General features: G+C 73.3%; 24 protein-coding genes and 1 pseudogene. 11 read left to right on the top strand and 14 right to left on the bottom strand.

The genetic code is table 11. The features are described from left to right. Positions 1-66: 66 nt before the first annotated feature. The 5 genes and pseudogenes from GA0070215_RS28995 to GA0070215_RS28990 all read left to right on the top strand — a co-directional run. Positions 67-624 carry a sulfotransferase family protein gene (locus GA0070215_RS28995; protein WP_244166962.1) on the top strand — a complete coding sequence of 186 codons (558 nt, stop codon included), beginning with the start codon at positions 67-69 and terminating at the stop codon, positions 622-624. 339 nt (positions 625-963) lie between these two features. Continuing rightward, a complete protein-coding gene (locus GA0070215_RS27985) occupies positions 964-1,617 on the top strand; it encodes a hypothetical protein (protein ID WP_141708184.1) in 654 nt (217 codons plus the stop codon). Further along, positions 1,518-1,967, top strand: a complete 450-nt coding sequence (locus GA0070215_RS11595; RefSeq protein WP_091045089.1) for a papain-like cysteine protease family protein — start codon at positions 1,518-1,520, stop codon at positions 1,965-1,967. The genes GA0070215_RS27985 and GA0070215_RS11595 overlap by 100 nt, the downstream gene beginning before the upstream one ends. Positions 1,968-1,977: 10 nt before the next feature. Next, complete coding sequence (locus GA0070215_RS11590) at positions 1,978-2,553, top strand: hypothetical protein (RefSeq protein ID WP_091045086.1); 576 nt, start codon at positions 1,978-1,980, stop codon at positions 2,551-2,553. A 166-nt stretch (positions 2,554-2,719) separates the two neighbouring features. Continuing rightward, positions 2,720-3,133, top strand: a pseudogene (locus GA0070215_RS28990) (HAD family hydrolase); the annotation flags it as partial. 7 nt (positions 3,134-3,140) lie between these two features. Here the strand turns inward: GA0070215_RS28990 and GA0070215_RS11580 are convergent. Beyond that, positions 3,141-4,676, bottom strand: coding sequence for a DUF6297 family protein (locus tag GA0070215_RS11580; protein ID WP_091045082.1), 1,536 nt, complete (start codon positions 4,674-4,676; stop codon positions 3,141-3,143). Between the two features lies 1 nt (position 4,677). Continuing rightward, positions 4,678-5,310, bottom strand: a complete 633-nt coding sequence (locus tag GA0070215_RS11575; protein WP_091045079.1) for an ABC transporter ATP-binding protein — start codon at positions 5,308-5,310, stop codon at positions 4,678-4,680. A 152-nt stretch (positions 5,311-5,462) separates the two neighbouring features. Between GA0070215_RS11575 and GA0070215_RS11570 the strand changes: the two genes are divergently transcribed. From GA0070215_RS11570 to GA0070215_RS11560, 3 genes are read left to right on the top strand one after another with little or no spacing between them, the layout of a single operon-like run. After that, complete coding sequence (locus GA0070215_RS11570; RefSeq protein ID WP_091045076.1) at positions 5,463-5,930, top strand: DUF4442 domain-containing protein; 468 nt, start codon at positions 5,463-5,465, stop codon at positions 5,928-5,930. A gap of 47 nt (positions 5,931-5,977) precedes the next feature. Then, positions 5,978-6,730: an HAD family hydrolase gene (locus GA0070215_RS11565; RefSeq protein WP_091045073.1), complete on the top strand. Its 753-nt coding sequence runs from the start codon at positions 5,978-5,980 to the stop codon at positions 6,728-6,730. Then, the gene (locus GA0070215_RS11560) at positions 6,727-9,099 is read left to right on the top strand and encodes a glycoside hydrolase family 65 protein (RefSeq protein ID WP_018785736.1); all 2,373 of its coding nucleotides are present in this window, start codon (positions 6,727-6,729) and stop codon (positions 9,097-9,099) included. The genes GA0070215_RS11565 and GA0070215_RS11560 overlap by 4 nt, the downstream gene beginning before the upstream one ends. A gap of 42 nt (positions 9,100-9,141) precedes the next feature. Here GA0070215_RS11560 and GA0070215_RS11555 read toward each other — a convergent pair whose 3' ends face one another. Both GA0070215_RS11555 and trxA read right to left on the bottom strand, forming a co-directional pair. After that, a complete protein-coding gene (locus GA0070215_RS11555; RefSeq protein ID WP_091045070.1) occupies positions 9,142-9,321 on the bottom strand; it encodes a hypothetical protein in 180 nt (59 codons plus the stop codon). A gap of 81 nt (positions 9,322-9,402) precedes the next feature. Then, positions 9,403-9,750, bottom strand: a complete 348-nt coding sequence (gene trxA / locus GA0070215_RS11550; RefSeq protein ID WP_018785738.1) for a thioredoxin — start codon at positions 9,748-9,750, stop codon at positions 9,403-9,405. Between the two features lie 225 nt (positions 9,751-9,975). Between trxA and GA0070215_RS11540 the strand changes: the two genes are divergently transcribed. Then, positions 9,976-10,629, top strand: coding sequence for a dienelactone hydrolase family protein (locus tag GA0070215_RS11540; RefSeq protein WP_091045067.1), 654 nt, complete (start codon positions 9,976-9,978; stop codon positions 10,627-10,629). Positions 10,630-10,641: 12 nt separating this feature from the next. Here the strand turns inward: GA0070215_RS11540 and GA0070215_RS11535 are convergent, their stop codons facing one another. Next, the gene (locus tag GA0070215_RS11535) at positions 10,642-11,793 is read right to left on the bottom strand and encodes an AI-2E family transporter (RefSeq protein ID WP_091045063.1); all 1,152 of its coding nucleotides are present in this window, start codon (positions 11,791-11,793) and stop codon (positions 10,642-10,644) included. 129 nt (positions 11,794-11,922) lie between these two features. Here GA0070215_RS11535 and GA0070215_RS11530 point away from each other — a divergent pair, with 129 nt between their 5' ends. Beyond that, positions 11,923-12,105 carry an antitoxin gene (locus GA0070215_RS11530; protein WP_018785742.1) on the top strand — a complete coding sequence of 61 codons (183 nt, stop codon included), beginning with the start codon at positions 11,923-11,925 and terminating at the stop codon, positions 12,103-12,105. 109 nt (positions 12,106-12,214) lie between these two features. Here the strand turns inward: GA0070215_RS11530 and GA0070215_RS11525 are convergent, their stop codons facing one another. From GA0070215_RS11525 to eccB, 8 genes are all read right to left on the bottom strand, one after another. Further along, positions 12,215-12,826: a C39 family peptidase gene (locus tag GA0070215_RS11525; protein ID WP_091045060.1), complete on the bottom strand. Its 612-nt coding sequence runs from the start codon at positions 12,824-12,826 to the stop codon at positions 12,215-12,217. A gap of 146 nt (positions 12,827-12,972) precedes the next feature. Further along, positions 12,973-13,386, bottom strand: coding sequence for a pyridoxamine 5'-phosphate oxidase family protein (locus tag GA0070215_RS11520; protein WP_091045057.1), 414 nt, complete (start codon positions 13,384-13,386; stop codon positions 12,973-12,975). A 31-nt stretch (positions 13,387-13,417) separates the two neighbouring features. Beyond that, complete coding sequence (locus GA0070215_RS11515) at positions 13,418-13,753, bottom strand: YkvA family protein (protein WP_026267967.1); 336 nt, start codon at positions 13,751-13,753, stop codon at positions 13,418-13,420. Positions 13,754-13,831: 78 nt separating this feature from the next. Then, complete coding sequence (locus tag GA0070215_RS11510) at positions 13,832-14,662, bottom strand: hypothetical protein (RefSeq protein WP_026267968.1); 831 nt, start codon at positions 14,660-14,662, stop codon at positions 13,832-13,834. Positions 14,663-14,818: 156 nt separating this feature from the next. Next, on the bottom strand, positions 14,819-15,259 hold the full coding sequence (locus GA0070215_RS11505; RefSeq protein ID WP_244166961.1) for a hypothetical protein: 441 nt from the start codon (positions 15,257-15,259) through the stop codon (positions 14,819-14,821). A gap of 158 nt (positions 15,260-15,417) precedes the next feature. Beyond that, a complete protein-coding gene (locus GA0070215_RS11500; RefSeq protein WP_091045053.1) occupies positions 15,418-16,704 on the bottom strand; it encodes a WXG100 family type VII secretion target in 1,287 nt (428 codons plus the stop codon). Then, entirely contained in the window at positions 16,697-17,068 is a 372-nt protein-coding gene (locus GA0070215_RS11495) for a hypothetical protein (RefSeq protein ID WP_026267971.1), read from the bottom strand. Before GA0070215_RS11495 ends, GA0070215_RS11500 begins: the two co-directional genes overlap by 8 nt. 116 nt (positions 17,069-17,184) lie before the next feature. Continuing rightward, positions 17,185-18,654 (bottom strand): type VII secretion protein EccB, encoded by a 1,470-nt coding sequence (eccB, locus tag GA0070215_RS11490; protein ID WP_091045050.1) that lies wholly within the window; start codon positions 18,652-18,654, stop codon positions 17,185-17,187. A gap of 163 nt (positions 18,655-18,817) precedes the next feature. Here eccB and GA0070215_RS11485 point away from each other — a divergent pair, with 163 nt between their 5' ends. Continuing rightward, positions 18,818-19,987 (top strand): type VII secretion protein EccE, encoded by a 1,170-nt coding sequence (locus GA0070215_RS11485; protein ID WP_091045228.1) that lies wholly within the window; start codon positions 18,818-18,820, stop codon positions 19,985-19,987. On the opposite strand, the gene eccD is transcribed toward GA0070215_RS11485, so the two are convergent. Continuing rightward, positions 19,971-21,368, bottom strand: coding sequence for a type VII secretion integral membrane protein EccD (gene eccD / locus GA0070215_RS11480; protein WP_091045225.1), 1,398 nt, complete (start codon positions 21,366-21,368; stop codon positions 19,971-19,973). The genes GA0070215_RS11485 and eccD overlap by 17 nt on opposite strands. Positions 21,369-21,407: the final 39 nt, after the last annotated feature.

Raw genomic sequence — 21,407 nt, 5'->3', positions numbered from 1 at the left:
GCGGAGGGGTTCGGCGACGGCGACCGCCCGGCCGGGCCGTTCGGGCCGGCCAGCCGACGGCGGGTCGTGCCGAGGTATTTCCGCGACCGGGGGGAACTTGTCGGCATCCTGCGGAGCCTGGTCGACACCCTGTTCGGCGGAGCGGCGGCCGACGCGGGCAAGCCGACCTGGTGCGAGAAGACGCCGTTCAACCTGTTCGCCATGGACTTCCTCTGGGAGTTGTCTCCCGAGGCGACGATCGTGCACATCAAGCGTCACCCGGTGGCGGTGCTCGCCTCACACCTGGCCCAGTCGTGGGCACCGTCCACCGTCGACGGGACGCTCGCCTACCTGGTGCCGGTCTACCAGCGATGGCTGGCCTGGAAGGACGCGGGCGGCCTGGCGGGTCGACGATACGTCGAGGTGAGGGCGGAAGACCTCGCGGCCGACTGGCCCGGGCAGCGGCGGGCCCTGTTCGAGCGGCTCGGCGTCGAGGACGCCGTCACCGCGTCGACGTTCCGGGCGGACAAGCTGGCGCACCGCGACGACCAGTTCGACGCCGACGCCCGCGCGTCAGCCGAAAAAGCCCTGTCCGAGATTATCCCATTGATGGGATATGAGAAGCGCGCACCATTCAAGGCGTAGCGAGGTAGCCGATGTAACCCGGCCGCCCGGCGGTAGTAAGCGGCAGAAATAGCGCCGGTGGCCGTAGTGTCACGTTCTTGACTGCGGCGCATAGTGCTGCTGGATCAATGCTGGAAAAGCGTGCCGTATCGCTCCAGGGCGGTTGCCGCCCGACGGTTGAAGTGCCGTCGAGGCCTTGCATGAATCGATTCGGTAATAGAGAGTGTCTTCCGGACGGTGACGGCTTGGTCGCTTCGGGTGAGGACGCCTGCCTTGCTGGCACCGCGCCGCCATTGCGTGTGTCGACCACGCGAACGGCGGCATTCGTCATGAACCACCCCTCAAGCAGAAGGGACCACTATGCCTTTGTCGGAGGCGGACCTGAGGATTCTCGGAGACACGCCGATCACGATCGAGTCGACCGCCTTCCCGGAAGTCTTCCTGCGGATGGACGGGACCGGGGTTCCCACCAATATGGCGGGCGGCGGCACGGTCAACTGCAATTTCCAGGCCGGCGACAAGGAGAAGTTCAAGCTGCGCCCGCAGGCCAACGGCACCTTCTCGATCGAGTCCATCGCCTTCCCGAACGTGTTCCTGCGTCTGGTGGGCAGCGGCGTGACCTCTCCGACCGACGGTGGCGGCGGCCTCGTCAACTGCCAGATCAACGCCAACGGTGGCGGCCATGAGACCTTCTGGTTCCGCCGTCAGGCAAACGGGAACTACTCGATCGAGTCGGCCGGTTTTCCCGAGGTTTTCCTCCGGATGGACGGCTCCGGGGTGAACAGTTCCACCGCTCAGGGTGGCGGGCAGGTGAATTTCAGTTCAAAGCCAGTGGAGGGGCCTTCGAGACCTTCAGGATCCACCTGGCCGACCAGACGCTCAACTTCCCCAACGCGGAGTTTCAGCAGCAGAACATGTGGTGTTGGGCCGCGAGTTCCATCAACATCGAAAAGTTCTACAACGCGGCCTCGCCGTGGACGCAGTGCTCGCTCGTCAATGACCAGTTCGGCCTGAACAACTGCTGCGGCCCGGCGGCCTCGGTGGCGCCCTGCAATCGGGGAAACTGGCCGACCGAGTCGCTGCGCCGGATGAATCACCTGCGAGAGGAACTGCGCCGACCGCTGACGTCGGTGGAGGTCGCGACCGAGTTGGCGAAGTCGCAGCCGGTCGGCGTCGACACCCATTGGCGGGCCGGCGGCGGCCACATCGTCGTCATCCACGGGCGCTGGGAGTCGGGCGGCACGGAATGGCTCAGGATTCACGACCCCTGGGACGGGTTCGTCAACGTGGAGTTCAACACCTTCAGGGATAATTACACCGCGGCCGGGGGCGTCTGGTCCCGTAGCTACACGACTGTGCGCTGAGGAGTTCAGGATGCAGATCAACCTTCCCGAGCCGCCACGCGGCATGAGTGACAAGGTCAAGTCGAAGCTCCACCGGTTCGCCAACGAGGGCCGATTCGCGGGCAAGGGGCTGCGCGGGACCAACAAGGATTCGCTCGACGTTTCCACCCCGCACCAGGTCTTCACCCTCGGGCTCGACGACGTCCTGGCCGGTGGGGGCATCGACCGGGCGCAGCCGGCGGGCTGGCGTTACCTCGTCGAGCAGGCTGGGCAACCGGTCGCCAGCGCGGAGACGACGGCCGGGCCGGACGGCAGCCAGGAGGTCTCCCAGTTCACCGAGGGGCCGTTCGTCGACGCCACCGACAAGGCGTTGAAGGTCGTCCGCAAGCTGCCCAAGCTGGAGGCCGCCGGGTTCGAGTTGCGGCTGCTTCGCATCCCGGCCGTCTACCAGATGGCGCTGTGGTTGCACTCCGCGAAGGAGGACCTGCTGGTGCCGTTGGCACCTTCCTCGATCGGCAAGGAGGGCAAGGCCATGCCCGCGTCCGAGTTCTTCGCCGACCTGGCCGAGTTGGCCCGCTCGACGTCGTTCCGGAGTGAATCGAGCTGACACTCACCCTCGTGCCTCCTCGCGGGGGCGCTCCCGATCGTGTTGAACGTGCGGGCGTGGCTGCCGATCACCCGGCCGGCCACGTCCGCACGGCGCGGTGCAACCGCTGCCCGATCCGCCGTGCCGTTCGCCCGCACGCTCGGAATCGAGTTCGTCGAGGTGGCGCCTGCGGCGCCGGTCGGTGGAAACCGGCGAGCCGTTCCGCCCGTTCGACAGCGGACCGGACTACAACCGGTACGTGGACGGCAGACCGCGTGCCGACGGGGTGCGTACATTCCTGGCCTCGCGCGGCATCATCCTGCCCGAGGGATCGCCGGACGACCCGCCCGGGGCGGACACCGTCAACGGCCTCGGCAACCGCAAGAACGTCGTCCTGCTCCAGCAGATCGAGCAGCACGGCGTCGATGTGTACGAGGGTTCGGTGCGCTACCTGGAGGCGGCCACCACGGCCGGGCTGCGCCGCGCGGTCGTCTCGGCCAGCGCCAACTGCGCCGCCGTGGTGCACGCCGCCGGGCTGGAGCGCTGGCTGGAGGCGCGGGTGGACGGCGTGGTCGCCCGCGCGAGCGGGCTGCGCGGCAGGCAGGCGATCAGAGTGAACCGGCAGTGGTTCCGGACCGCCGGACCAGCAGGGCGCACCCCACGGCGGAACTGCCCGCCTGCGCGAGCAGCCAGTGCCAGCCGAGCGCCTCGTGCGCCTGCACCGTCACCAGGCCGACCGAGACCGGCAGCGTCAGGACGGCGAGCACATCGATGCCGTTGAGGAGCCACAGCAGCATGCCGGCCGGGAACGCCCCGAGCGGCGTGTCGATCAGGATGGTGCCGATCGAGGCGGCGCTCGCCTTCGCCCGCTGGAAGGCACCCACCGCGACGGCCGGGCCGGCCAGCAGGCCGAGCGCCCACCACGGTCCGGTGAGCGCGCCGGCGACCTGAAGCACGGCCAGGGTGACGGCGAGCCACCCGCCGGCGACGGCGGCGGGGACCGCGAGCCGCTGAGCGGTCACCTGACGCCCTGTGGCGCCGAGCAGACGCAGCATCGCCGGGTTCGAGGCGTCGCTGTGGGTGGACTCCGCGGTGAGACCGGCGGCGGCCAGGGCGCCGATCAGAACCACGCCGAGGAGGAGCCACGTGGGGCCGTCGGCGAGGTAGACCGGGACGGCGGCCGTGCCCACCGGCCACCAGAGCCGGGCGGTCTTACGGCGAAGGATGATCAGATCCTGGGCCATGAACGGCGGCACCCGGCGGGCCGACAGCAGGCGCGTCGTCAGTACCCGGGTGCGGCTGCGCCAGAAGCGGCGGGCGCTCATCTCGGTCAGGTAGGACGGTTCGACCGCGTAGACGACGTCGGCGTAGGCGCCCGCGTTCATCGCGGCCTCGGCGACCGGGGCGGTCGGCCAGTCCTCCAGCGCCCGCCAGGTCAGTGCGACCGCGATCAGCCCGGCCGCCAGGGCGGCGGCGCCGGTGACGAACACCGCCACCGGTGGTACGAGCGAGGAGGGGACACGAGGGTCGCCGGCGACGCGCAGCGCGGCGGCCAGGACGAGGCAGCCCGCGCCGGTCGCGATGCCGATGCCGTCGGCGACCCGGGCGGCGGAGGGCCGCCGCTGGCAGGTGAGCGCGAGCAGCGCCGCGAAGACCGCGACCGCCGCTCCGGTGATGCCGCTGGCCGCCACCGTCAAGGGCCCGGCCGGGCGAGCGGCGACATGGCCGGCCACGGCGATCCCGGTGACGGCGCCGACGACGAGCGCGGCGACGGTGGTCAGTGTGAGCGCCGGCGCCAGCAGGGAGCGCCGGGGCAGCGGGGCCGGCAGCAGCCAGGTGGCGTCGCTACGGCTGACCGACAGCGGGCCGAGCTGACGCAGGACGACGAAGAAGGCGGCGAGAACGGCGGCGGCACCGACGAACGGGGTCACCGCCGCGTCGCCGCCGGGCGGGTCCGGCGGCCAGACGACACGGACAAGCGGTTGCCCGAGCAGCCCGGCGGCCATCAGGACGGCGAGGGTCGCGGCGTAGACGGTGCCGATGTCGGCGCGGCCCTCGGCGGCGATGCGGCGGCGGCGGATCCAGCGGCGGGCGTCGACGGCGGCGGGGGAGCCCGGCCGGACCGGAGCCTCGATCGGCGTCACCTCAGCTCTCCGGGCGGGTGAGCACGACTTCGTCCGCTCCGACACCACACCGGAACCCGTCGTCGTGGCTGGCCATGACGAGCGTGCCCCCGCTCTCCACGTACGAGCGCAGGTGCGCTGCGATCGCGCGCTTGATCCCGGTGTCGAGGCGCTGCTCGGGCTCGTCGAGGACGAGCAGCCGGCTGGGCCGCCCCAGGGTCGCGGCGAGCAGGAAGCGCTGGCGCTGCCCGGAGGAGAGCGTGATGGGCAGGCTGTCGGAGAGCCCCGCGAGGCCGAGGGCGGCGCAGAGTTCGTCGATGTGCCCGTCGTCCGGGTCGCCGCCGTTGACCACCCGGACCAGTTCGAGGTGCTCGCGCACGGTCAGACCCTGGTACCAGCTCGGCGACTCCACAGTCGTGGCGACCTGCCGCCAGAAGTCCGCACCGCGCCCGGGCGCCGCCGCGAAGACGGAGATGCCGCCTGCCGACGGCTCCTGGAGGCCGGTGATGCAGCGCAGCAGGGTGGACTTTCCGGCCCCGTTCTCGCCGACGAGCGCGACGGCGGCGCCCTCGGGCACCCGGAGGTCGATGCCGTCCAGGACCAGGGTCGAGCCGTACGTGACAGTCACCCGCCGGACGTCGACAGCCGGGGTCATCGCGAGATTCTCAAGATCAGGACTCCGGAGGGCGGTGGGCCGTTCAGTCCGGGCATTATGGCAGTTTGCTGGTGTTCTGGGCGGTCGGCGCCCGGCGATGACCAAGCGGTACCGCCTTGCCGGGGAAGTTACTGGCGAGTAGCGTCTGGGGCATGAGCATCGACTCTCGCCAGGTGGCGGCCGGTTTCCTCGCCGCCGTGCCGTTCGCCCGCACGCTCGGAATCGAGTTCGTCGAGGTGGCGCCCGAGGCCGAGGGCGGGGTCCGGGCCGTGGTCCGGCTCCCCGACGACCCGGCGCACCACAACCACGTGGGCGGCCCGCACGCCGGGGCCATGTTCACGCTGGGGGAGACCGCCTCGGGCGCGGTTGTCCTGGCCGCGTTCGGGCACGTGCTCGACCGGGCCGTACCCCTGGCCGTGACCGCGACCATCCGCTACCGCAAGGTGGCGGTGGGGCCGGTGCTGGCGACCGCCCGGCTCAGTCGTCCGCCCGCCGACGTGCTGGCCGAGCTGGACGCGGGAACGCGGCCCGAGTTCCCCGTCGAGGTGGAGATCGGCACCGAGGACGGCACCGTCACCTCGGCGCTCACCGTGATCTGGACGCTCCGCCCGAACCGCTGAGCCCCGAACGGGGTTTGCCCGGCGCGAGGGCTGGATAGATTCAAGCGATGCTGGGCCTCCCCGCGCACGTGAGCGCTTGTCTCTTCGATCTGGACGGTGTGCTGACGCAGACCGCCAAGGTGCACAACGCCGCCTGGGCGGCGACGTTCGACGCGTACCTGCGGCGCCGGTCGGTGGAAACCGGCGAGCCGTTCCGCCCGTTCGACAGCGGACCGGACTACAACCGGTACGTGGACGGCAGACCGCGGGCCGACGGGGTGCGTACATTCCTGGCCTCGCGCGGCATCATCCTGCCCGAGGGTTCGCCGGACGACCCGCCCGGGGCGGACACCGTCAACGGCCTCGGCAACCGCAAGAACGTCGTCCTGCTCCAGCAGATCGAGCAGCACGGCGTCGATGTGTACGAGGGTTCGGTGCGCTACCTGGAGGCGGCCACCACGGCCGGGCTGCGCCGCGCGGTCGTCTCGGCCAGCGCCAACTGCGCCGCCGTGGTGCACGCCGCCGGGCTGGAGCGCTGGCTGGAGGCGCGGGTGGACGGCGTGGTCGCCCGCGCGAGCGGGCTGCGCGGCAAACCGTACCCGGACACGTTCCTGGAAGGCGCGCGGCTGCTCGGCGTCGAACCGGCGCGGGCCGCCGTCTTCGAGGACGCCCTCGCCGGAGTGGCCGCCGGCCGGGCCGGCGGATTCGGGTACGTGGTCGGCGTCGACCGGGTCGGCCAGGCCGACGAGCTGCTCGCGCACGGCGCCGACGTCGTGGTCACCGACCTCGCCGACCTGCTCGCATCGGAGCCGGCCGCGTGATCCGGGAACGGGCGTATCCGGTCGAGCCCTGGCACGTCCGGGAGATGCAGCTCGACATGGACGTGCTGGCCCAGTCCGAGTCGGTGTTCGCGCTGTCCAACGGCCACATCGGGTTGCGCGGCAACCTCGACGAGGGCGAGCCGCACGGGCTTCCCGGCACCTACCTGAACTCGTTCTACGAGCTGCGGCCCCTGCCGTACGCGGAGGCGGGCTTCGGTTTCCCCGAATCCGGGCAGACCATCGTCAACGTCACGAACGGCAAGCTGATCCGGCTCCTCGTCGACGACGAGCCGCTCGACGTGCGCTACGGCGAACTGCTGGCCCACGAGCGCGTCCTCGACATGCGCGCCGGCACGCTCCACCGGGACCTGCACTGGCGCTCCCCGGCCGGCCGCGAGGTCAAGGTCCGCACCACCCGGCTGGTGTCGTTCACCCAACGTTCCGTGGCGGCCATCCACTACGAGGTGGAGCCGGTCGACGGGCCGCTGCGACTGATCGTCCAGTCCGAGCTGGTCGCCAACGAGTCGCTGCCGCCGCAGAGCCGCGACCCCCGGGTGGCCGCCGTCCTGGAGTCGCCGTTGCAGTCCGAGGAGGAGCTGACCACCGACGACGGCGGCCAGCTCATCCACCGCACCAAGGTCAGCGGCCTGCGGGTCGCCGCCGCGATGGGCCACGACATCGACGGCCCGGAACGCACCACGATCGAGAGCGAGGGGTACGAGGACTGGGTCCGTACCACCGTCGGCTGCGTGCTCAAGCCCGGCCAGACGCTCCGCGTGGTCAAGTACCTCACGTACGGCTGGTCCAGCCGCCGGTCCCTGCCGGCGCTGCGCGACCAGGTCGGCGCGGCGCTGGCGGCGGCCCGGCTCGACGGCTGGGACGGCCTGCGCCGGGCCCAGCGCGAATACCTGGACGCGTTCTGGGACGCCGCCGACGTGCGCGTCGAGGGCGACCCCGAGGTGCAGCAGGCCGTCCGGTTCGGCCTCTTCCACGTCCTCCAGGCCGGTGCCCGCGCGGAACGGCGGCCGATCTCGGCCAAGGGCCTCACCGGCCCCGGGTACGACGGCCACGCGTTCTGGGACACCGAGATGTTCGTGCTGCCGGTGCTGACGTACACGCAGCCGGGCGCGGTGCGGGACGCGTTGCAGTGGCGCTACTCCACGCTGCCCCAGGCCCAGGAACGCGCCCGCACGCTGAACCTCGAAGGGGCCGCCTTCCCGTGGCGCACGATCGAGGGGCCGGAGTCGTCGGCGTACTGGCCGGCCGGCACCGCCGCGTTCCACATCGCCGCCGACGTCGCCGACGCGCTGCGCCGCTACGTCCTGGTCACCGGCGACGAGACGCTGGAACGGGAGACCGGGCTGGAACTGCTGGTCGAGACCGCCCGGCTGTGGCGCTCGCTCGGCCACCACGACCGCGCCGGCCGGTTCCACATCGACGGCGTCACCGGCCCGGACGAGTACACGGCGGTGAAGAACGACAACGTCTACACCAACCTGATGGCGCAGCGGAACCTGCGTACCGCCGCCGACTGCGCGATGCGCTACCGGGACCAGGCGCTCGACCTCGGCGTCACCGAGGAGGAGGCCGCCGCCTGGCGGGACGCCGCTAACGACATGCACATCCCGTACGACGCGGAGACCGAGGTGCACGAGCAGGTGGAGGGGTTCACCCGCTTCCAGGAGTGGGACTTCGAGCACACGCCGCCGGAGAAGTACCCGCTGCTGCTGCACTACCCGTACTTCGACCTCTACCGCAAGCAGGTCGTCAAGCAGGCCGACCTGGTGCTGGCCATGCACTGGCGGGGCGACGCGTTCAGCGCCGCCGAGAAGCTGCGTAACTTCGTCTACTACGAGCGGCGCACCGTACGCGACTCGTCGCTGAGCGCCTGCACCCAGGCGGTGCTGGCGGCCGAGGTGGGGTACCTCGAACTGGCCCACCGCTACCTGCGCGAGGCCGCGCTGATGGACCTGCACGACCTCAACGAGAACACCCGCGACGGCGTGCACATGGCATCCCTGGCCGGCGCCTGGATCGCGCTGGTCGCCGGGTTCGGCGGGCTGCGCGACCACGACGGGACGCTGTCCTTCGCGCCCCGGCTCCCCAGCCGCCTCAGCCGCCTGGAGTTCTCGCTCCAGTGGCGCGGGATGCGGCTGCGGGTCGACGTGCGGCCGCACCAGACGACGTACTCGCTGCGCAACGGCGGCCCGGACACGGCCGTGGAGCTGCGGCACCACGATGAGCCGCTGCGCGTCACCTCCGGGCAGCCGGTCACAGTGGCGGTGCCACCGGCCCATCCGAGCGGGACACAGCCGGAACAGCCCCAGGGCCGTGCGCCGCTGATGCACCTGCCGGACCGCATGGACTGAGCGGCCCCGCCACGAGGGGCGGGACCGCTCGGTACGCGTACCTCAGAACTGGCGGCCGTTTGACGGACGCCCGCCGGCGTCGCGCGGCGCCGTGGCCCGCGGATCGTCGGCGGTACGCGCCGTCGAGGCGCGGTCGGCCCAGTCCGGGGAGTCCTTCAGCTCCTGCTCGCGGCGTTCCTGGTCGGTGATTTCCTGTTCCCGGGACCTGTCCTGTCTCGCCATCACGATCCTCGCGATCGGTCGGGGTCCGTGGTCACCTCGCGCGTTCCCGCCCGGCGGCGGCTCAACCGTCCAGGCGAGGGCTCAACCGTCCACGTGCCGGGCGAAGCTGCGCCGCAGGTGGTCCTTCGGGCGGGAGCCGACGATCGAGCCGACCACCTCGCCGCGCCGGAACACCAGCATGGTCGGCGCGGACATGATCCGGTGGGCGCGGGCGGTGGCCGGGTTCTCGTCGGTGTTGACGGTGACGAAGCGCAGCGCGTCGCCGAACTCCTCGGCCAGCTCGGCCAGGTGCTTCGACACCACCCGGCACGGCGGGCACCATTCGGCCCAGAAGTCCACCACCACCGGGCGGTCGGCGGCCAGCACGGTGGCCGCGAAGGTGTCGTCGGTGACCGGGTTCAACCGGCCGGTCCCCGTGTCCTGAGGCATGTTTCCTCCCGTTGGGCGATCGCGTGGGCGAGCTGGTCGTGCAGCCGGCGGCGGACGTCGCCGAGCCGGTCGAACGTCAACGCAACCCCGCACGCGTCCGTTTCCCCTGCCGTCTCCGTCGATCATGAAGTTGACGGCGTTGTCGATCTCCGAATCTGCCGCCAACCTCATGATCGTCGGGGTGGGGGGTATGCGGTGGGGGAGAGCGGGAGGGACGGTGGGGTGATGCGTGAGGTTTCGGTACCTGTGGTGGACGGCGGACTCGTGGGGGACGTGGTGGTGCCTGCCGGGGCGCGGGGGGTCGTGCTGTTCGCGCACGGGAGCGGCAGCTCACGGCACAGCCCGCGCAACACGGCCGTCGGGCGCGCGCTCAACGAGCGCGGGCTCGGCACGATGCTCGTCGACCTCCTGACCGCCGACGAGGAGGCCCGGGACGAGGTCACCGCCGACCTGCGCTTCGACATCGGCATGCTGGCCGAGCGCCTGGCCGGGATCGTCGACTGGACGGGCGCCGACCCGGAACTCGGGCGACTCCCGATCGGGCTGTTCGGGGCCAGCACCGGCGCGGCCGCCGCCCTGGTCGCCGCCGCGACCCGGCCGGACCGGGTGGGCGCGGTGGTCTCCCGGGGCGGCCGACCCGACCTGGCCGGCAGCTCACTGACCGCGGTACGCGCACCGACGCTGCTGCTCGTCGGCGGCCTCGACGAGCAGGTGATCGTGCTCAACGAGCAGGCCCGGGACGCGCTGGGCGAGGTGGCCGAGCTGCGGATCGTGCCCGGCGCCACGCACCTGTTCGAGGAGCCCGGCACGCTGGAGCAGGTGGCCGACCAGACGGGTGCGTGGTTCACCACGCACCTGCGCCAGCCGCACCCCGCCTGAGCAGTGGCGGAATCAGCCCGCGGCCTCGGCGGCGCGGCCGGGATCGGCGGTCGGCGCGGATGCGCCGGTGCCGCTCCGCCCGTCGGCGCGGTGCTGCTGCACGGTGTCCAGCACCCGCCACAGCACCGCCGCGATCGGCACCGACACGAAGGCACCGGCCACCCCGGCGACCAGCGTGCCGGCGGTGACCACCACCAGGATGACCGCCGGGTGCAGCTGCACCTGCCGCCGCATCACGAGCGGTTCCAGCAGGTTGCCCTCGATCTGCTGGACGGCGATCACGGCGGCCAGGGTCAGCAGCGCGGTGGTGGGGCCGTTCGCGGCCAGCGCGACGAGCACCGCCACCGCACCGGCCACGGTGGCCCCGATGATCGGGACGAACCCGCCGACGAACGTGATCAGGGCGAGCGGCAGGGCCAGCGGGACACGCAACACGACAAGCGCCAGCCCGATGCCGATGGCGTCGATGGCCGCGATGATCATCGTGCCCCGGCTGTACGCGCCGAGCGTCCGCCAGCCCGCCCGCCCCGCCTCGGCGGTCAGCTCCCGGCGCGGGCCGGTCAGCCGGCGCAGCACCCAGTGCCACATCGAGCGGCCGTCCTTGAGCAGGAAGAACAGCAGGACCAGCGCGAGCAGGATCGCGCCCACGACCTCGGCGACCTTGCGCGCCCCGGCGACCGGGTCGGGTGCGCCGCTGCTCAGGCCCTGCCGGATCTGCTCCACGAGCCGGTCGAGCTGCTGATCGCTGACCGGCAGGCTGGACGTGACGAAGTCCCGGGAGCGCTCCAGCCCTTGGCCGAGCTGCTGGCTCAGCTCGCCGAACTGACTCGCCGCGAGGTTCCAAACCAGGACGCCGGCCCCGCCCAGGATGCCGAGCAACAGCAGGATGCTCAGCAGCGCGGCGAGCCCGGCCGGCACCCGCAGCCGGCGCAGGCGTACCAGGACCGGGTCGAGCAGCGCGGTGAGGAAGAGCGTGCCGGCCAGCGCCACCGCGAGCGGCGCCAGCAGTACGGCGATCTGCCCCAGCAGCCACAGCCCGGCCGTCACCACCAGCAGACAGGCGCTCCAGGTGACCGCCGTCCGTACCGGCCAGGGCAGTCCCGCCCAGGTCTGCCGCGGCCCGGTGGCCGGTGCCCGCCCGGGTGTGCCAGCGTCGTCGTCCACGTCGCCTCCTCGATCGTGGCCGTTGGTACCCGACGCGGGTCGATCCGACACCAGGGCAGCAACCACCCACCCGGTGTTTGTGCCCCCCGCCTCAGGGAAGGCATTCAACGTATCGAAGGGAGATCAGGCATGAGCGACTTCATGGACAAGGCCAAGGATTTCGCGGACAAGCACGACAAGCAGGTCGACCAGGGCATCGAGAAGGCGGGTGACGCGGCCGACAAGCGCACCGGCGGCAAGTACGACGACCAGATCGACAAGGGCGTCGACATGGCGCAGCAGCGCACCGGCGAAGGCGACACCGGCCGCTGACGTACACCCGCTTCGACGCCGGAACACGACGGCGGCCACGCCCCCGCCGGGGAGCGTGGCCGCCGCGGCGTCGGGCCGGCCTCATCCACAGGAGAGACCGGCCCGGCCGTCAGGAGCTGTAACCGCGGCCCGCGATCCAGTTGGCCAGCTCGGTCACGTCCATCCAGTACGTCGGCGCGTCCGGCCGGGCCGGGTCGGCGATCATCACCCGGTCACCGTCGCCCTCGTACCGCACGACAGTCACGTAGTGGCCGGGATAGCTGTGCTCCACCCCGTCGACGTCCAGGGCGCCGCCCAGGATGTTCGCCACCACCGGCCGGTCGTCGTCCACAGCGCTACGGATGTCCGCGCGCAGGCGGTCGACCTGCTCCCGGGTGGCCACGTCGTCGCGGATCTCGGTGGTCCGGTACTTCCCACCGGTGTACTCGTTGAGCACCCGGGTGATGTCGATGGCCGAGTCGGTGCCGTTCACGGTGGTGCCGAGCTTGGCGGCCAGCTCGTCCTGGCTCACGTCCCTGCCCTCGGCCGACAGCGCGATCCGGGTCGAGGCGGGACCGCAGTAGAAGAAGTTCGGCTGCGCCTGGTACTCGTAGTCGGCTGCGCGGTCACCCTTGCCCTTGACCGGGGCGGCGTGGGCGGCGGCGGCCGGACCGGCGACGGCACCGCCGGCCGCGGCCAGGCCGGCGACGGACAGCACACACCTGCGGATGATCGGATTCATGGTCGAGGCTCCATTCGGGGGGTCGACGGCTCCGTGCGGGAGACGCGGCACCAGGAGTGGCGCTCGGCGTACGGAGAGTTCAACCGCCCTGCCTCGGCAGCCCATTCCGGCCGTGACCGGGGCCACCGCGGAACCGGACAGACACCTCAGCCGGGGAGGCTCCCCAGGAGCCCGGTCACGGCGATCTCGATGACCACCCGCTCCGGATTCGGACGCGGCGTGCGATACCGCTCGGCGTACCGGCGTTCGGCCTCGGCCACCGACTCCGGGTCACGGCGCAGCACCGCCCGGCCCTCCACGGTCAGCCACCAGCGGCCGTCGACCTGGCACACCGCTACCGGGACGCCGTCCGGCCCGGCCGCCGCGACGTGCCGGGCCTTGGCCGACCCGGCGGAGGTGATCACCCGGGCCAGCCCGGCCGCCGGGTCGAAGGTCACCCCCACTGGTACGACGTGCGGGGTGCCATCGGCACGCGGTGTGGTGAGCGTGGCGAGGTGCCGGTGCGCGAAGAAACTCCGCACCCGCTCGTCGTGTGGATCCAGACGGTGCCGTCCCGCCATGTCGTCTCCTCGCATCCGTGCCGGTGACGTCTCAGCGGCGGGGCGCCGTGCCGGGCGGCAACGTCGCCGCCGGGGACTCCCCGGCGGCCCGCTGCTCGGCGCGGTGCTTGGCGACCAGCCGGCCCAGGTAGAACAGCGCGCCGGCCAGCACGCCCATGTCGTCCAGGTAGATCGGGTCGGGCAGCAGGTCCACCGGCAGGATCGTGTAGATCAGCGCGCCGTAGAACGCGACCTTGCCGCCGGCGCCGAGCGCGCCGAGCATCCGGCGGGTGCGGACCACCCGGATCGCGAGCAGCACGGCCCCGGCCAGCATGGCCGCCGCGAGAACGGCGGCGACGACGACGAGCACCCAGTTTTCACGCGACACGCCACCACGCTAGCCGAGCCGGGCCTGGGCCGCCCGGTGTCGAAGCTGTCGAGCCTTCGCGTCCTGTCCTCGGTGTTCTCAGGCCACGACCGCCGCCCGGCCCCGAGCCACCGGGGTCAGCTCGCGAGTGGTCTCCACGCCCGCTGCGGTCGGCAGCTCCCGGGTGGCCTCGGGGCCGGCGAACCCGACGATGGACAGTTCCGTCTGCGGCTCGGCGACCGGGTGCAGTGCAGCGAACGCCTCGTCGCGCAGGCTCTGCGCCGCCGCGGCGGCCCGCTCGGCTGCCTGCCAGGCCGCCTGCTCCCGCTGCGCGGCGGCCCGGTGCCGTGCCGCCAGGTTGTCCCGGACCAGCCGGCGCAGCAGCAGTTCCTGCTCCACCGGGTGCCGGCTGGGATCCCAGCCGTTGCCGCCGAGGATGTCGCTGAGCTGCCGCACCGTGATCTCGTCGCGCCACTGGGCGTCCATCGCGGCCCGGTGCAGCCAGCGCTCCCGGTCGGCGTACTCGGCCGGGGTCTTTGCGGTCCGGGGCAGCGGCAGCGCCGCGGCGGCGGTCAGGCGCCGGACGTCCTCCTCGGCCGCCTGGTACGCCTGCCAGGCGACCTCGGCCTCCTCCTGGGCGCTCAACCACCCGGCGCGGCTCCGCTCGGCGGTCGCCGTCGCGCGGGAGGCCGCCACCGCCATCTCGTCGGCGTAGCGGAGCCGCTCCCGGTCCCGTACGCGGGTGCGCTCGGCGCGTTCGATGCTGCTCGGCCGGGCGGCGTCGCTGATCCGTTCGACCAGTTCCGAACGGAACCGGGACGGCCGGACGATCAGCGCGGCGACCACTGTCGCGGCCACGGCGAGCAGGACCAGCCAGATCACGGCGGCCACGGGCATGTCGGGCAGGACGGAGGAGAAGACGGTCTGCATCACCAGCACCTCGTGGTGGAACGAAAGATGATCAACGGTGGTGACCCGGACATCCGGGCGGGTGCGCGTCGTGACTCAGACGCGACGGGACGCGCGGCAGGGCGCGCGGGGTGCGGGCCGTGGGACCGCGCCGGGGCGTACCGGAAGGGCGCCCGGTCAGGCGTGCGGCGGGCCGCGACGGGCGATGTGCGCCCGGCCGGGGTCGGCGGCGGCGACGACAGCGACGCCGGGGACGCGCCCGGCGGAGTCGGCGGAAGGGGCCTCGGTGACGGCCGGGCCGGTGCCGGGACCTGTCGTCCGCGGGGTGGCGGTCGTGGCGTCGCCCGCCGTGAGATCGGCGGTGCGCGCGGCGCCGGCCGTGACCGCCTGCCGCGCCGTGACGTGCTCGACGGCGGCGAGATGCTCGATCGCCGCCACGTGCTCAGTCGCGACGGCGTGCGGGGCGACTGTCGCGTGCGAGGACGCGGCGGCGTGGGCGGGTGCGGCGGCGATGCCCTGGAGGCCGGCGATCAGCACCAGGCTGGCCACCGCCGTGCGGGCGATCCGGCGCAGCGTCGCCGTCCAGGTGGACGGGTCGAACGCTACGGGCAGCACCATTTCAACCTATCGGTCAGCGGAGCATCCCGCAGCTCAAAGATCTTGCGGGTTTTCGTGAGCCTGCACACGGGCCGGTGTGGACGGACCACCCGGGCCGGGCCGGACGCGCGGCGGGGCGGCGTCCCGCCGGGGTGCCGCCCCGCCGCGTGGATGCGGTGTCAGCTGCCGCCGAGCACCGGCGGCGGGGCGGCGTCGCCGTCGCCCCAGACCATCTCGTCCTCGGTGAGCCAGGTCAGCCGGCCGTCGGACTCGTCGTCGCCGTAGCCGCCTCGCCCGCCCAGCACGCCGCTGCGGCCGGCCATCGCGGGCCGCCCGGTGGTGCCGCCGGTGCGCTCGGCGGACCTGCTCCCGGCGTCGACCACGAGGCCGCGCCCGGAGGTGAGCCGGCCGGTGCCCGCCGCCGAGCGGTTCTCCGCGCCGGGCACGCCGCCGAAGCGGGCCGAGGACGCCGAGTTGGCGCCGGTGCCCGCGAGCGAGCCGGTGCTCAGCACGCCGGGGGCGCCGTAGAGCCCGCCACCTGCTCCGCCGGCGCTCATCGTCGTCGGTCCGGCGCCACCGGGACCGAAGCCCGGGCCGCCGCCGATCGACGGACCGCCGACGGTGCTGGTCAACGGAGCGGCTCCGGCCAGCGAGGTGCCGGTCGGGTCGACGGTGCCGACGGTCGGCACCGAATCCGGAGCGCCAGCACCCGGCTGACCGCCAGGAGTGCCTGCACCCGGCGTGCCCACGCCCGGAGTGCCGCCGGTCGGGGCCGTGTGGTGCACGCCCGACGTGGTGGCGGTGGCGTTCGCGCCCGGGCCGAAGCTGCCCAGGCTCGGGCCGGACGACGGCGCCTCCACCGACGGCCCGTTCTGCAGCGTCGGGTCACCGTTGCCCGTGGGGCGGGGCAGATCGGTCTCCGGCGGTTCCGGGACGACGATCCGGCCGTACGCCGAGTAGTCGTAGCCCTCGGCGAGCTTCGCCACGACCTGCACCATCCGCTGGTGCGCCTTCTCCTGCTCGGCCTTGTCCTGCTGGTGGCCGACGATCCCGCCGATCACCGCGCCGGGAGCGCCGCCGAGCAGGAAGCCCTTGCCGGCGCCGGAGAGCAGCTTGTCGTTGTCGTCGGTCTTCTCCGGGCTCTCCGCCTTCGACTGGGCGGCCCGCAGCTCGCTGGCCATCATGTCGAGGCCCTGCCGCATACCCGTCATGCCCTCGGCGAGGTTGCCGGAGTAGCGGACGACCATGTCCAGCCGGCGCTGGAACTCGCGCGCGGCGTCGCCGGTCCAGGTCTTCGCCAGCGCCTCCAGGTCGGCGGTGAGGTCGCGGCTGAGGTCGTCGAGCGTGCCCTTCAGCGAGGTCCACTGGGCGCTGAGCGCCTCGATCTGCTTCGGGTCGCCGGCGTTGACGCCCTGGTATAGCTCCTCATGAGGGACGTGCTCGTAGCGCTGGGTGTATTCAGACACGCGGGTCCTCCTTCGGCTGCTCCATCGCCTCGTTCAGCCCGGAGAGGGCGGCGGCGATGTCGGCCGCGGCGGCGGCGTTGCGGGCCTCGGCGGTCCGGTAGTTCGTCATGATCTTGTGGGTCGCCTCGCGGGCGGCCAGGATCGCCCGGCGCAGCCGGTCGACGTGGTTGACGTAGCTCTGGTGGGTCTCGGAGTAGCGGCGGGCGTTGTCGGTGGCGTCGGTGAACGTGCCGAGGGCCGGCGGGCGGCACTGCATCTGGGTGTTGAGCCTGCGCAACACCGACTCCGCCTCGTGCAGACGCCGCTCGAGCCGCTGGTGGAAGTCCTCCAAGGACAGTACGTCTACCGTCGTGCGCCCCGTCATGGTTGCATCCCCGTAGTCATCGTCGACGACCGTTCGCCGCACTCAGGCTAGTCGAAGCGGACCAACCCGGGTGACCCGTGACGGACAACCTCCACCTCGGCGCGGGCGAGGACCGGTCAACCGCCCTGGACCTGCGCCGCCCCGCCGCCGGCCGAGGGCGTCGCGGTGGCACCGGGAAGGGTCGACGCATCGAAGTAAGTCAACGCATCCTCGCGGGACAGCGTCGGACCGGTCGGCACCAGCGCCAGCAGTGAGGCGGGTACGGCGAGCGGCGTCACGTCGCCGTACCCGAGCGCGCTCTTGGCGTCGCCCCCGGCGGTGCCGAGCGGATAGCGGATGCCCTGCGCGGTGATCAGGTAGACCGTCGAACCGGTCGCCGCCTTGCCGCTCTCCCCGGCCGTGGCCTGCGCCAGCACGCCCTTGCCGCCGGGCAGCAGCACGCTCTCGGCGGTGCGTACCGCGTCCCGGGGGCCCTGCCGTGCGGGCACCGCGGTCGCCGAGGTCAGCTCGGTCGGCGGGGAGTCGAAGACCTCCAGCGTGGTGGTCGGTGGCTGACCGGCCGGACCGGGCCGGTAGGTGGCGCAGAGCACCGTCCGCCCCGGACGGACCTCGTGCAGCGCCGGCAGCCGGGCCGGCAGGCCGTCCGCGTCCAGGCGCTGGTCGGTGAGGAGCCGGCCCGCCTCGTCGGGGGTGATCTGGGTAACCTCACCGCCGCCACCGAGCAGCAGCAGCGCGGTGACCTCACGGACGGTCGCCAGGCCCTGCCGGGTCAGCACGTAGTACTGGCCGGCGGCCTGGTAGACCTGGCCGATCCGGGCCGGCCGGTCGGCCACCGTGAGTCCGCTCGCGCCGCCGTCGCCGGCGATCGTCGGCTTGCGCAGATCCGGGCCGACCGGCACCGCGTTCAGCAGTTGCTGCCCGACCGTCAGGTTCGTCGCGCCGGCCATCTTCAACGCCACCAGCGCCTGCTCGTCGCCGGCCACCCGCAGCCGGGAGCCGCCGGTGAGCAGGTGACGCGCGTCGCCGGTCCGCACCACCACGGCCCGGTCGGTGAGCGTCGTGCCGCCGGGCAGCGCGCGATCGATCACCAGATGGGCGGTGGACCGCTGCGGGTCGTTCGGATCCGGCACGTCGCACACCGACCAGGGCAGCCCGACCAGCGACCTGCGATCCGGCAGGTCGTCCGGTGCGCCCACGATGCCGACCAGCCGCCCGCGTGGACGGTCCTTGATCGACGCCTGGGACATGGTGCGCGGCTGCGCCCCGGCGTCGTTGACGATCAGCCGCGCCGACGCGTAGTTGAGCGTCGGGTGCAGCACCTCGTCCTCGCCGACGTAGTACGTCGCGCCGGTCTCCCGCTCGATCACCAGCGTGTTCGGCTCCAGCGGAGCGGAGTTGCTGGTGAGCTGCCCGTACGCGCCCACGCCGCCGAGCACCACCGCGGCCGCGACGACGCTGCCGAACACCGCCATGCCGAGGCGGCGCATCGGCAGGTCGTTGGTCTCCGGATCACCGGAGAGCAGCGCCGAGACGATGCGGCGGGTGACGAAGCGGTACGCCTGCACCTGATCGCGGCGGGTCCGCATGACTAACCTCCGGCGGGGGTGGGGCCACAGCGACAGGTCCGAACAGCGCCGCGGGCTTCCCTACGATAAGGGGCCGTCGGGGGTGCGCCGGGCCCCGTCCGCCGCCCCGAACGACAGCACCCGCCCGGCGGATGCCCAGCATGTCCAGAAGGGACGCACACCGATGACGCAGCTCCAGGCGCCACCCGGTCGTACCGCCACCGCTCCCGCCGTACCGGACCGGCCGGTCACCCCGGCCGACAAGCGCCGCCGGGGACGCCTCGGCCCGGTCGTGGTCGGGCAGCTCGTGGTGGTGGAGTGCGCCGCGCTCGCGGTCTGGTTCGCCACCGCCGGCCCGGCGTGGCTGCTCGCGGTGGTCGCCGTCCTGGCACTGCTCGCGGTGGCCGCGACGTTCGCGCGCCGGGACGGCCGCTGGTGGTACGAGGATCTGATGCTCCGCCGCCGGCTGCGCCGGCGCCGCGACCGGGCCCGGGGCGCGGCACCCGGTGGTGACCCGAGGCTGGCCGCGCTGGCCCCGGAGCTGACAGTGGTGGAGCTGACCGAGCGCGGCATCCGGCTCGGCATCGGGCAGGACGACCGGGGCTGGTTCGCCGCGCTGGCGCTTACCGGCCGGCCCGGCGCACCCGCCGGCTCGATCGAGGCGGCGGCGGTCGACCGCGCGCTCGCGGTACTCGCCGACTTCTCCGGCCCGGTCACCCAGACCCAGGTCGTCTCGCACACCCTGGTCTGGTACCCGGCGCCCGGCGCGCCGCCGTCGGCGTACCGGACCGTGTGGATGGCGCTGCGCCTGTCGGTGTCCGACGCGCGGGCCGAGGCGGTGAGCCGGGGCGGCGGCCTGCGCGGCGTGCACCGTACGGTGGCGGCCGGGGTGGGCCGGCTCGGCAAGGCGCTCAACGCCGCCGGCCTCGGTCACCGGGTGCTCGACCGGAACGAGCTGCACGCGGCGGTGGTGTCCGGGGCCGGGCTCGACCTCGCGCCGGAGTCCCCGGTGGAGACGTGGACCAGCCTGCGCGGGGGCGGCTGGACGCAGCGTTGCCTGGCCCTGCGGGTACGCCCCAACGGTTCACTCGGTGCACTGGTGGACGCGGTCACCGCCACCTCCGCGCCCTCGCACACGGTCGCCGCGGTGGTGCTCCCGGGCGGGCGGCGGGTGCCGCCGCTGCTGCGGGTGGCGGCCATGGACGGGCACGCCGAGGCGCTGGTGAAGGCGGTCCGGGAGATGGCCCGGCGCGCGGGCGTGCCGGCCCGCCCGCTGGACGGCCAGCACGGCCCCGGCGTCTACGCCACCGCGCCGGTCGGCACCGCGATGGGCACCGTCACGGTCGAAGGTTGACGATCCAGCCGTACGCGCCGCAGACCCAGACGGCCAGCGGCACCAGCGCGATGATCAGCAGGATCTCGACGATGTCCAGGATCCGGCCCCAGACCGGGGAGATCCGCTTGCCGGCCACGGTCAGGCCGTAGACCAGGCTGATCACGGCCAGCACGGCCAGGCCGCCCAGGATCAGCCCGAGCCGTGTCGCCAGCGAGCCGGCGGCGAACACGGCGGCGGCGACCAGCCCCAGGCCGGCGGTGCCGGACAGCAGTACCGGCGTGCGCTGGGCGCGGCTGAGGAACGGGCGGGCCCGCAGCAGCGACAGCAGGGCCAGCACCAGGCAGAGCAGGACCGCGGGCAGCCGGCCGTCCCCGGCCAGCACCACCTCGCCGCCGAGCACCAGCAGCGAGACGGTCCAGAGCAGACCGGTGAGGAACGCGTCGGCGCGCTCGCTGTCGCGCAGCACCGACGGCCCGTCCACCGACTCGGTGTCGGTCTTGAGGTCGTCCGGCCCGGTGGGGATGGACGGCACCGGCAGCCGGGCCAGGCGGTAGGCGAGCATCGGCAGCGCGGGCAGCGCACCGAACGCGACTGTCGCCACCACCGCCGCCGAGGCCGCCACGCCGATGCCGAAGGCCAGGCTGAGTACGGCGCCGAGGCCGACCGCCCCGCCGATGCCCACCGCGCCGAGGAACAGCGGCAGGCGGTCGCCGACGGCGAGCGCGGCGACCGCGCCGAAGACCACCACGGCGGTGCCGGCGAGCAGGACGTGCGGGCCGGCCAGCTCGCCGAGCGTCCGGTCCCCGGCGAGCACCAGCAGGCCGCCGGCGCCCGCGTAACCGATCCCGACCAGGGCCAGCACCGCGCCGGTGCGGCTGTCGCCGGCGGCGCGGGAGAGCACCGCGGCGCCGACCAGCAGCGCCACCGCGACCACGAACGCGGCCGCCGCGCCGGGTAGCTGCGGCGGGCCGGTGAGCAGCGTCGCCACCGCGCCCGCGGCGAGCGCCGAGGCGGCCAGCAGGACCGCGAACGCCCTGGTGGTGCCGACCTGCCAGGCGCCCGCCCGCTGGGTGGTGGAGGTGGCGACCGCGTCCACCACGTCGTCGAAGACGATCTCGGGAGCGGTCGCGGCACGCGGGTTGAAGTAGAGCACCTCGCCGTCACGTACGCCGAGCTGAGCGGCGGTCCGGCCGCCGTCGAGCGGCTGGCCGCCGAGCCGGGACAGGGCCCAGCCGCCGTGCCGCACGCCCTCGTCGGCCAGGTCCTCGCCCGCGTACCGCAGCAGCGTGGGCAGCAGGTCGGCGAGCGGCACGTTGGACGGCAGCGCCAGGTCCATCCTGGTACGCGGCGCCACGATGGTGATCCGACTCAGCCCACCGGTCGCCGCCTTCGTCGCCACAGTGGCCTCCTCGTGCTCGCCTACGATCCGCCGGGCCGT

The sequence above is a fragment of the Micromonospora marina genome, assembly GCF_900091565.1.
Lineage (GTDB): Bacteria > Actinomycetota > Actinomycetes > Mycobacteriales > Micromonosporaceae > Micromonospora > Micromonospora marina.
The sequence above is the reverse complement of the archived record's forward strand: the minus strand, read 5'-3'. Positions and strand labels throughout refer to the sequence as shown.

What these genes read in the sequence shown, in the direction of transcription:
- GA0070215_RS27985 (WP_141708184.1), top strand. Translation starts at nt 964, where the DNA reads ATGCCTTTGTCGGAGGCGGACCTGAGGATTCTCGGAGACACGCCGATC.
- GA0070215_RS11595 (WP_091045089.1), top strand. Translation starts at nt 1,518, where the DNA reads ATGTGGTGTTGGGCCGCGAGTTCCATCAACATCGAAAAGTTCTACAAC.
- GA0070215_RS11590 (WP_091045086.1), top strand. Translation starts at nt 1,978, where the DNA reads ATGCAGATCAACCTTCCCGAGCCGCCACGCGGCATGAGTGACAAGGTC.
- GA0070215_RS11575 (WP_091045079.1), bottom strand. Translation starts at nt 5,310, where the DNA reads ATGACCCCGGCTGTCGACGTCCGGCGGGTGACTGTCACGTACGGCTCG.
- GA0070215_RS11570 (WP_091045076.1), top strand. Translation starts at nt 5,463, where the DNA reads ATGAGCATCGACTCTCGCCAGGTGGCGGCCGGTTTCCTCGCCGCCGTG.
- GA0070215_RS11565 (WP_091045073.1), top strand. Translation starts at nt 5,978, where the DNA reads ATGCTGGGCCTCCCCGCGCACGTGAGCGCTTGTCTCTTCGATCTGGAC.
- GA0070215_RS11555 (WP_091045070.1), bottom strand. Translation starts at nt 9,321, where the DNA reads ATGGCGAGACAGGACAGGTCCCGGGAACAGGAAATCACCGACCAGGAA.
- trxA (WP_018785738.1), bottom strand. Translation starts at nt 9,750, where the DNA reads ATGCCTCAGGACACGGGGACCGGCCGGTTGAACCCGGTCACCGACGAC.
- GA0070215_RS11540 (WP_091045067.1), top strand. Translation starts at nt 9,976, where the DNA reads ATGCGTGAGGTTTCGGTACCTGTGGTGGACGGCGGACTCGTGGGGGAC.
- GA0070215_RS11530 (WP_018785742.1), top strand. Translation starts at nt 11,923, where the DNA reads ATGAGCGACTTCATGGACAAGGCCAAGGATTTCGCGGACAAGCACGAC.
- GA0070215_RS11525 (WP_091045060.1), bottom strand. Translation starts at nt 12,826, where the DNA reads ATGAATCCGATCATCCGCAGGTGTGTGCTGTCCGTCGCCGGCCTGGCC.
- GA0070215_RS11520 (WP_091045057.1), bottom strand. Translation starts at nt 13,386, where the DNA reads ATGGCGGGACGGCACCGTCTGGATCCACACGACGAGCGGGTGCGGAGT.
- GA0070215_RS11510 (WP_026267968.1), bottom strand. Translation starts at nt 14,662, where the DNA reads ATGCAGACCGTCTTCTCCTCCGTCCTGCCCGACATGCCCGTGGCCGCC.
- GA0070215_RS11505 (WP_244166961.1), bottom strand. Translation starts at nt 15,259, where the DNA reads ATGGTGCTGCCCGTAGCGTTCGACCCGTCCACCTGGACGGCGACGCTG.
- GA0070215_RS11495 (WP_026267971.1), bottom strand. Translation starts at nt 17,068, where the DNA reads ATGACGGGGCGCACGACGGTAGACGTACTGTCCTTGGAGGACTTCCAC.
- eccB (WP_091045050.1), bottom strand. Translation starts at nt 18,654, where the DNA reads ATGCGGACCCGCCGCGATCAGGTGCAGGCGTACCGCTTCGTCACCCGC.
- GA0070215_RS11485 (WP_091045228.1), top strand. Translation starts at nt 18,818, where the DNA reads ATGACGCAGCTCCAGGCGCCACCCGGTCGTACCGCCACCGCTCCCGCC.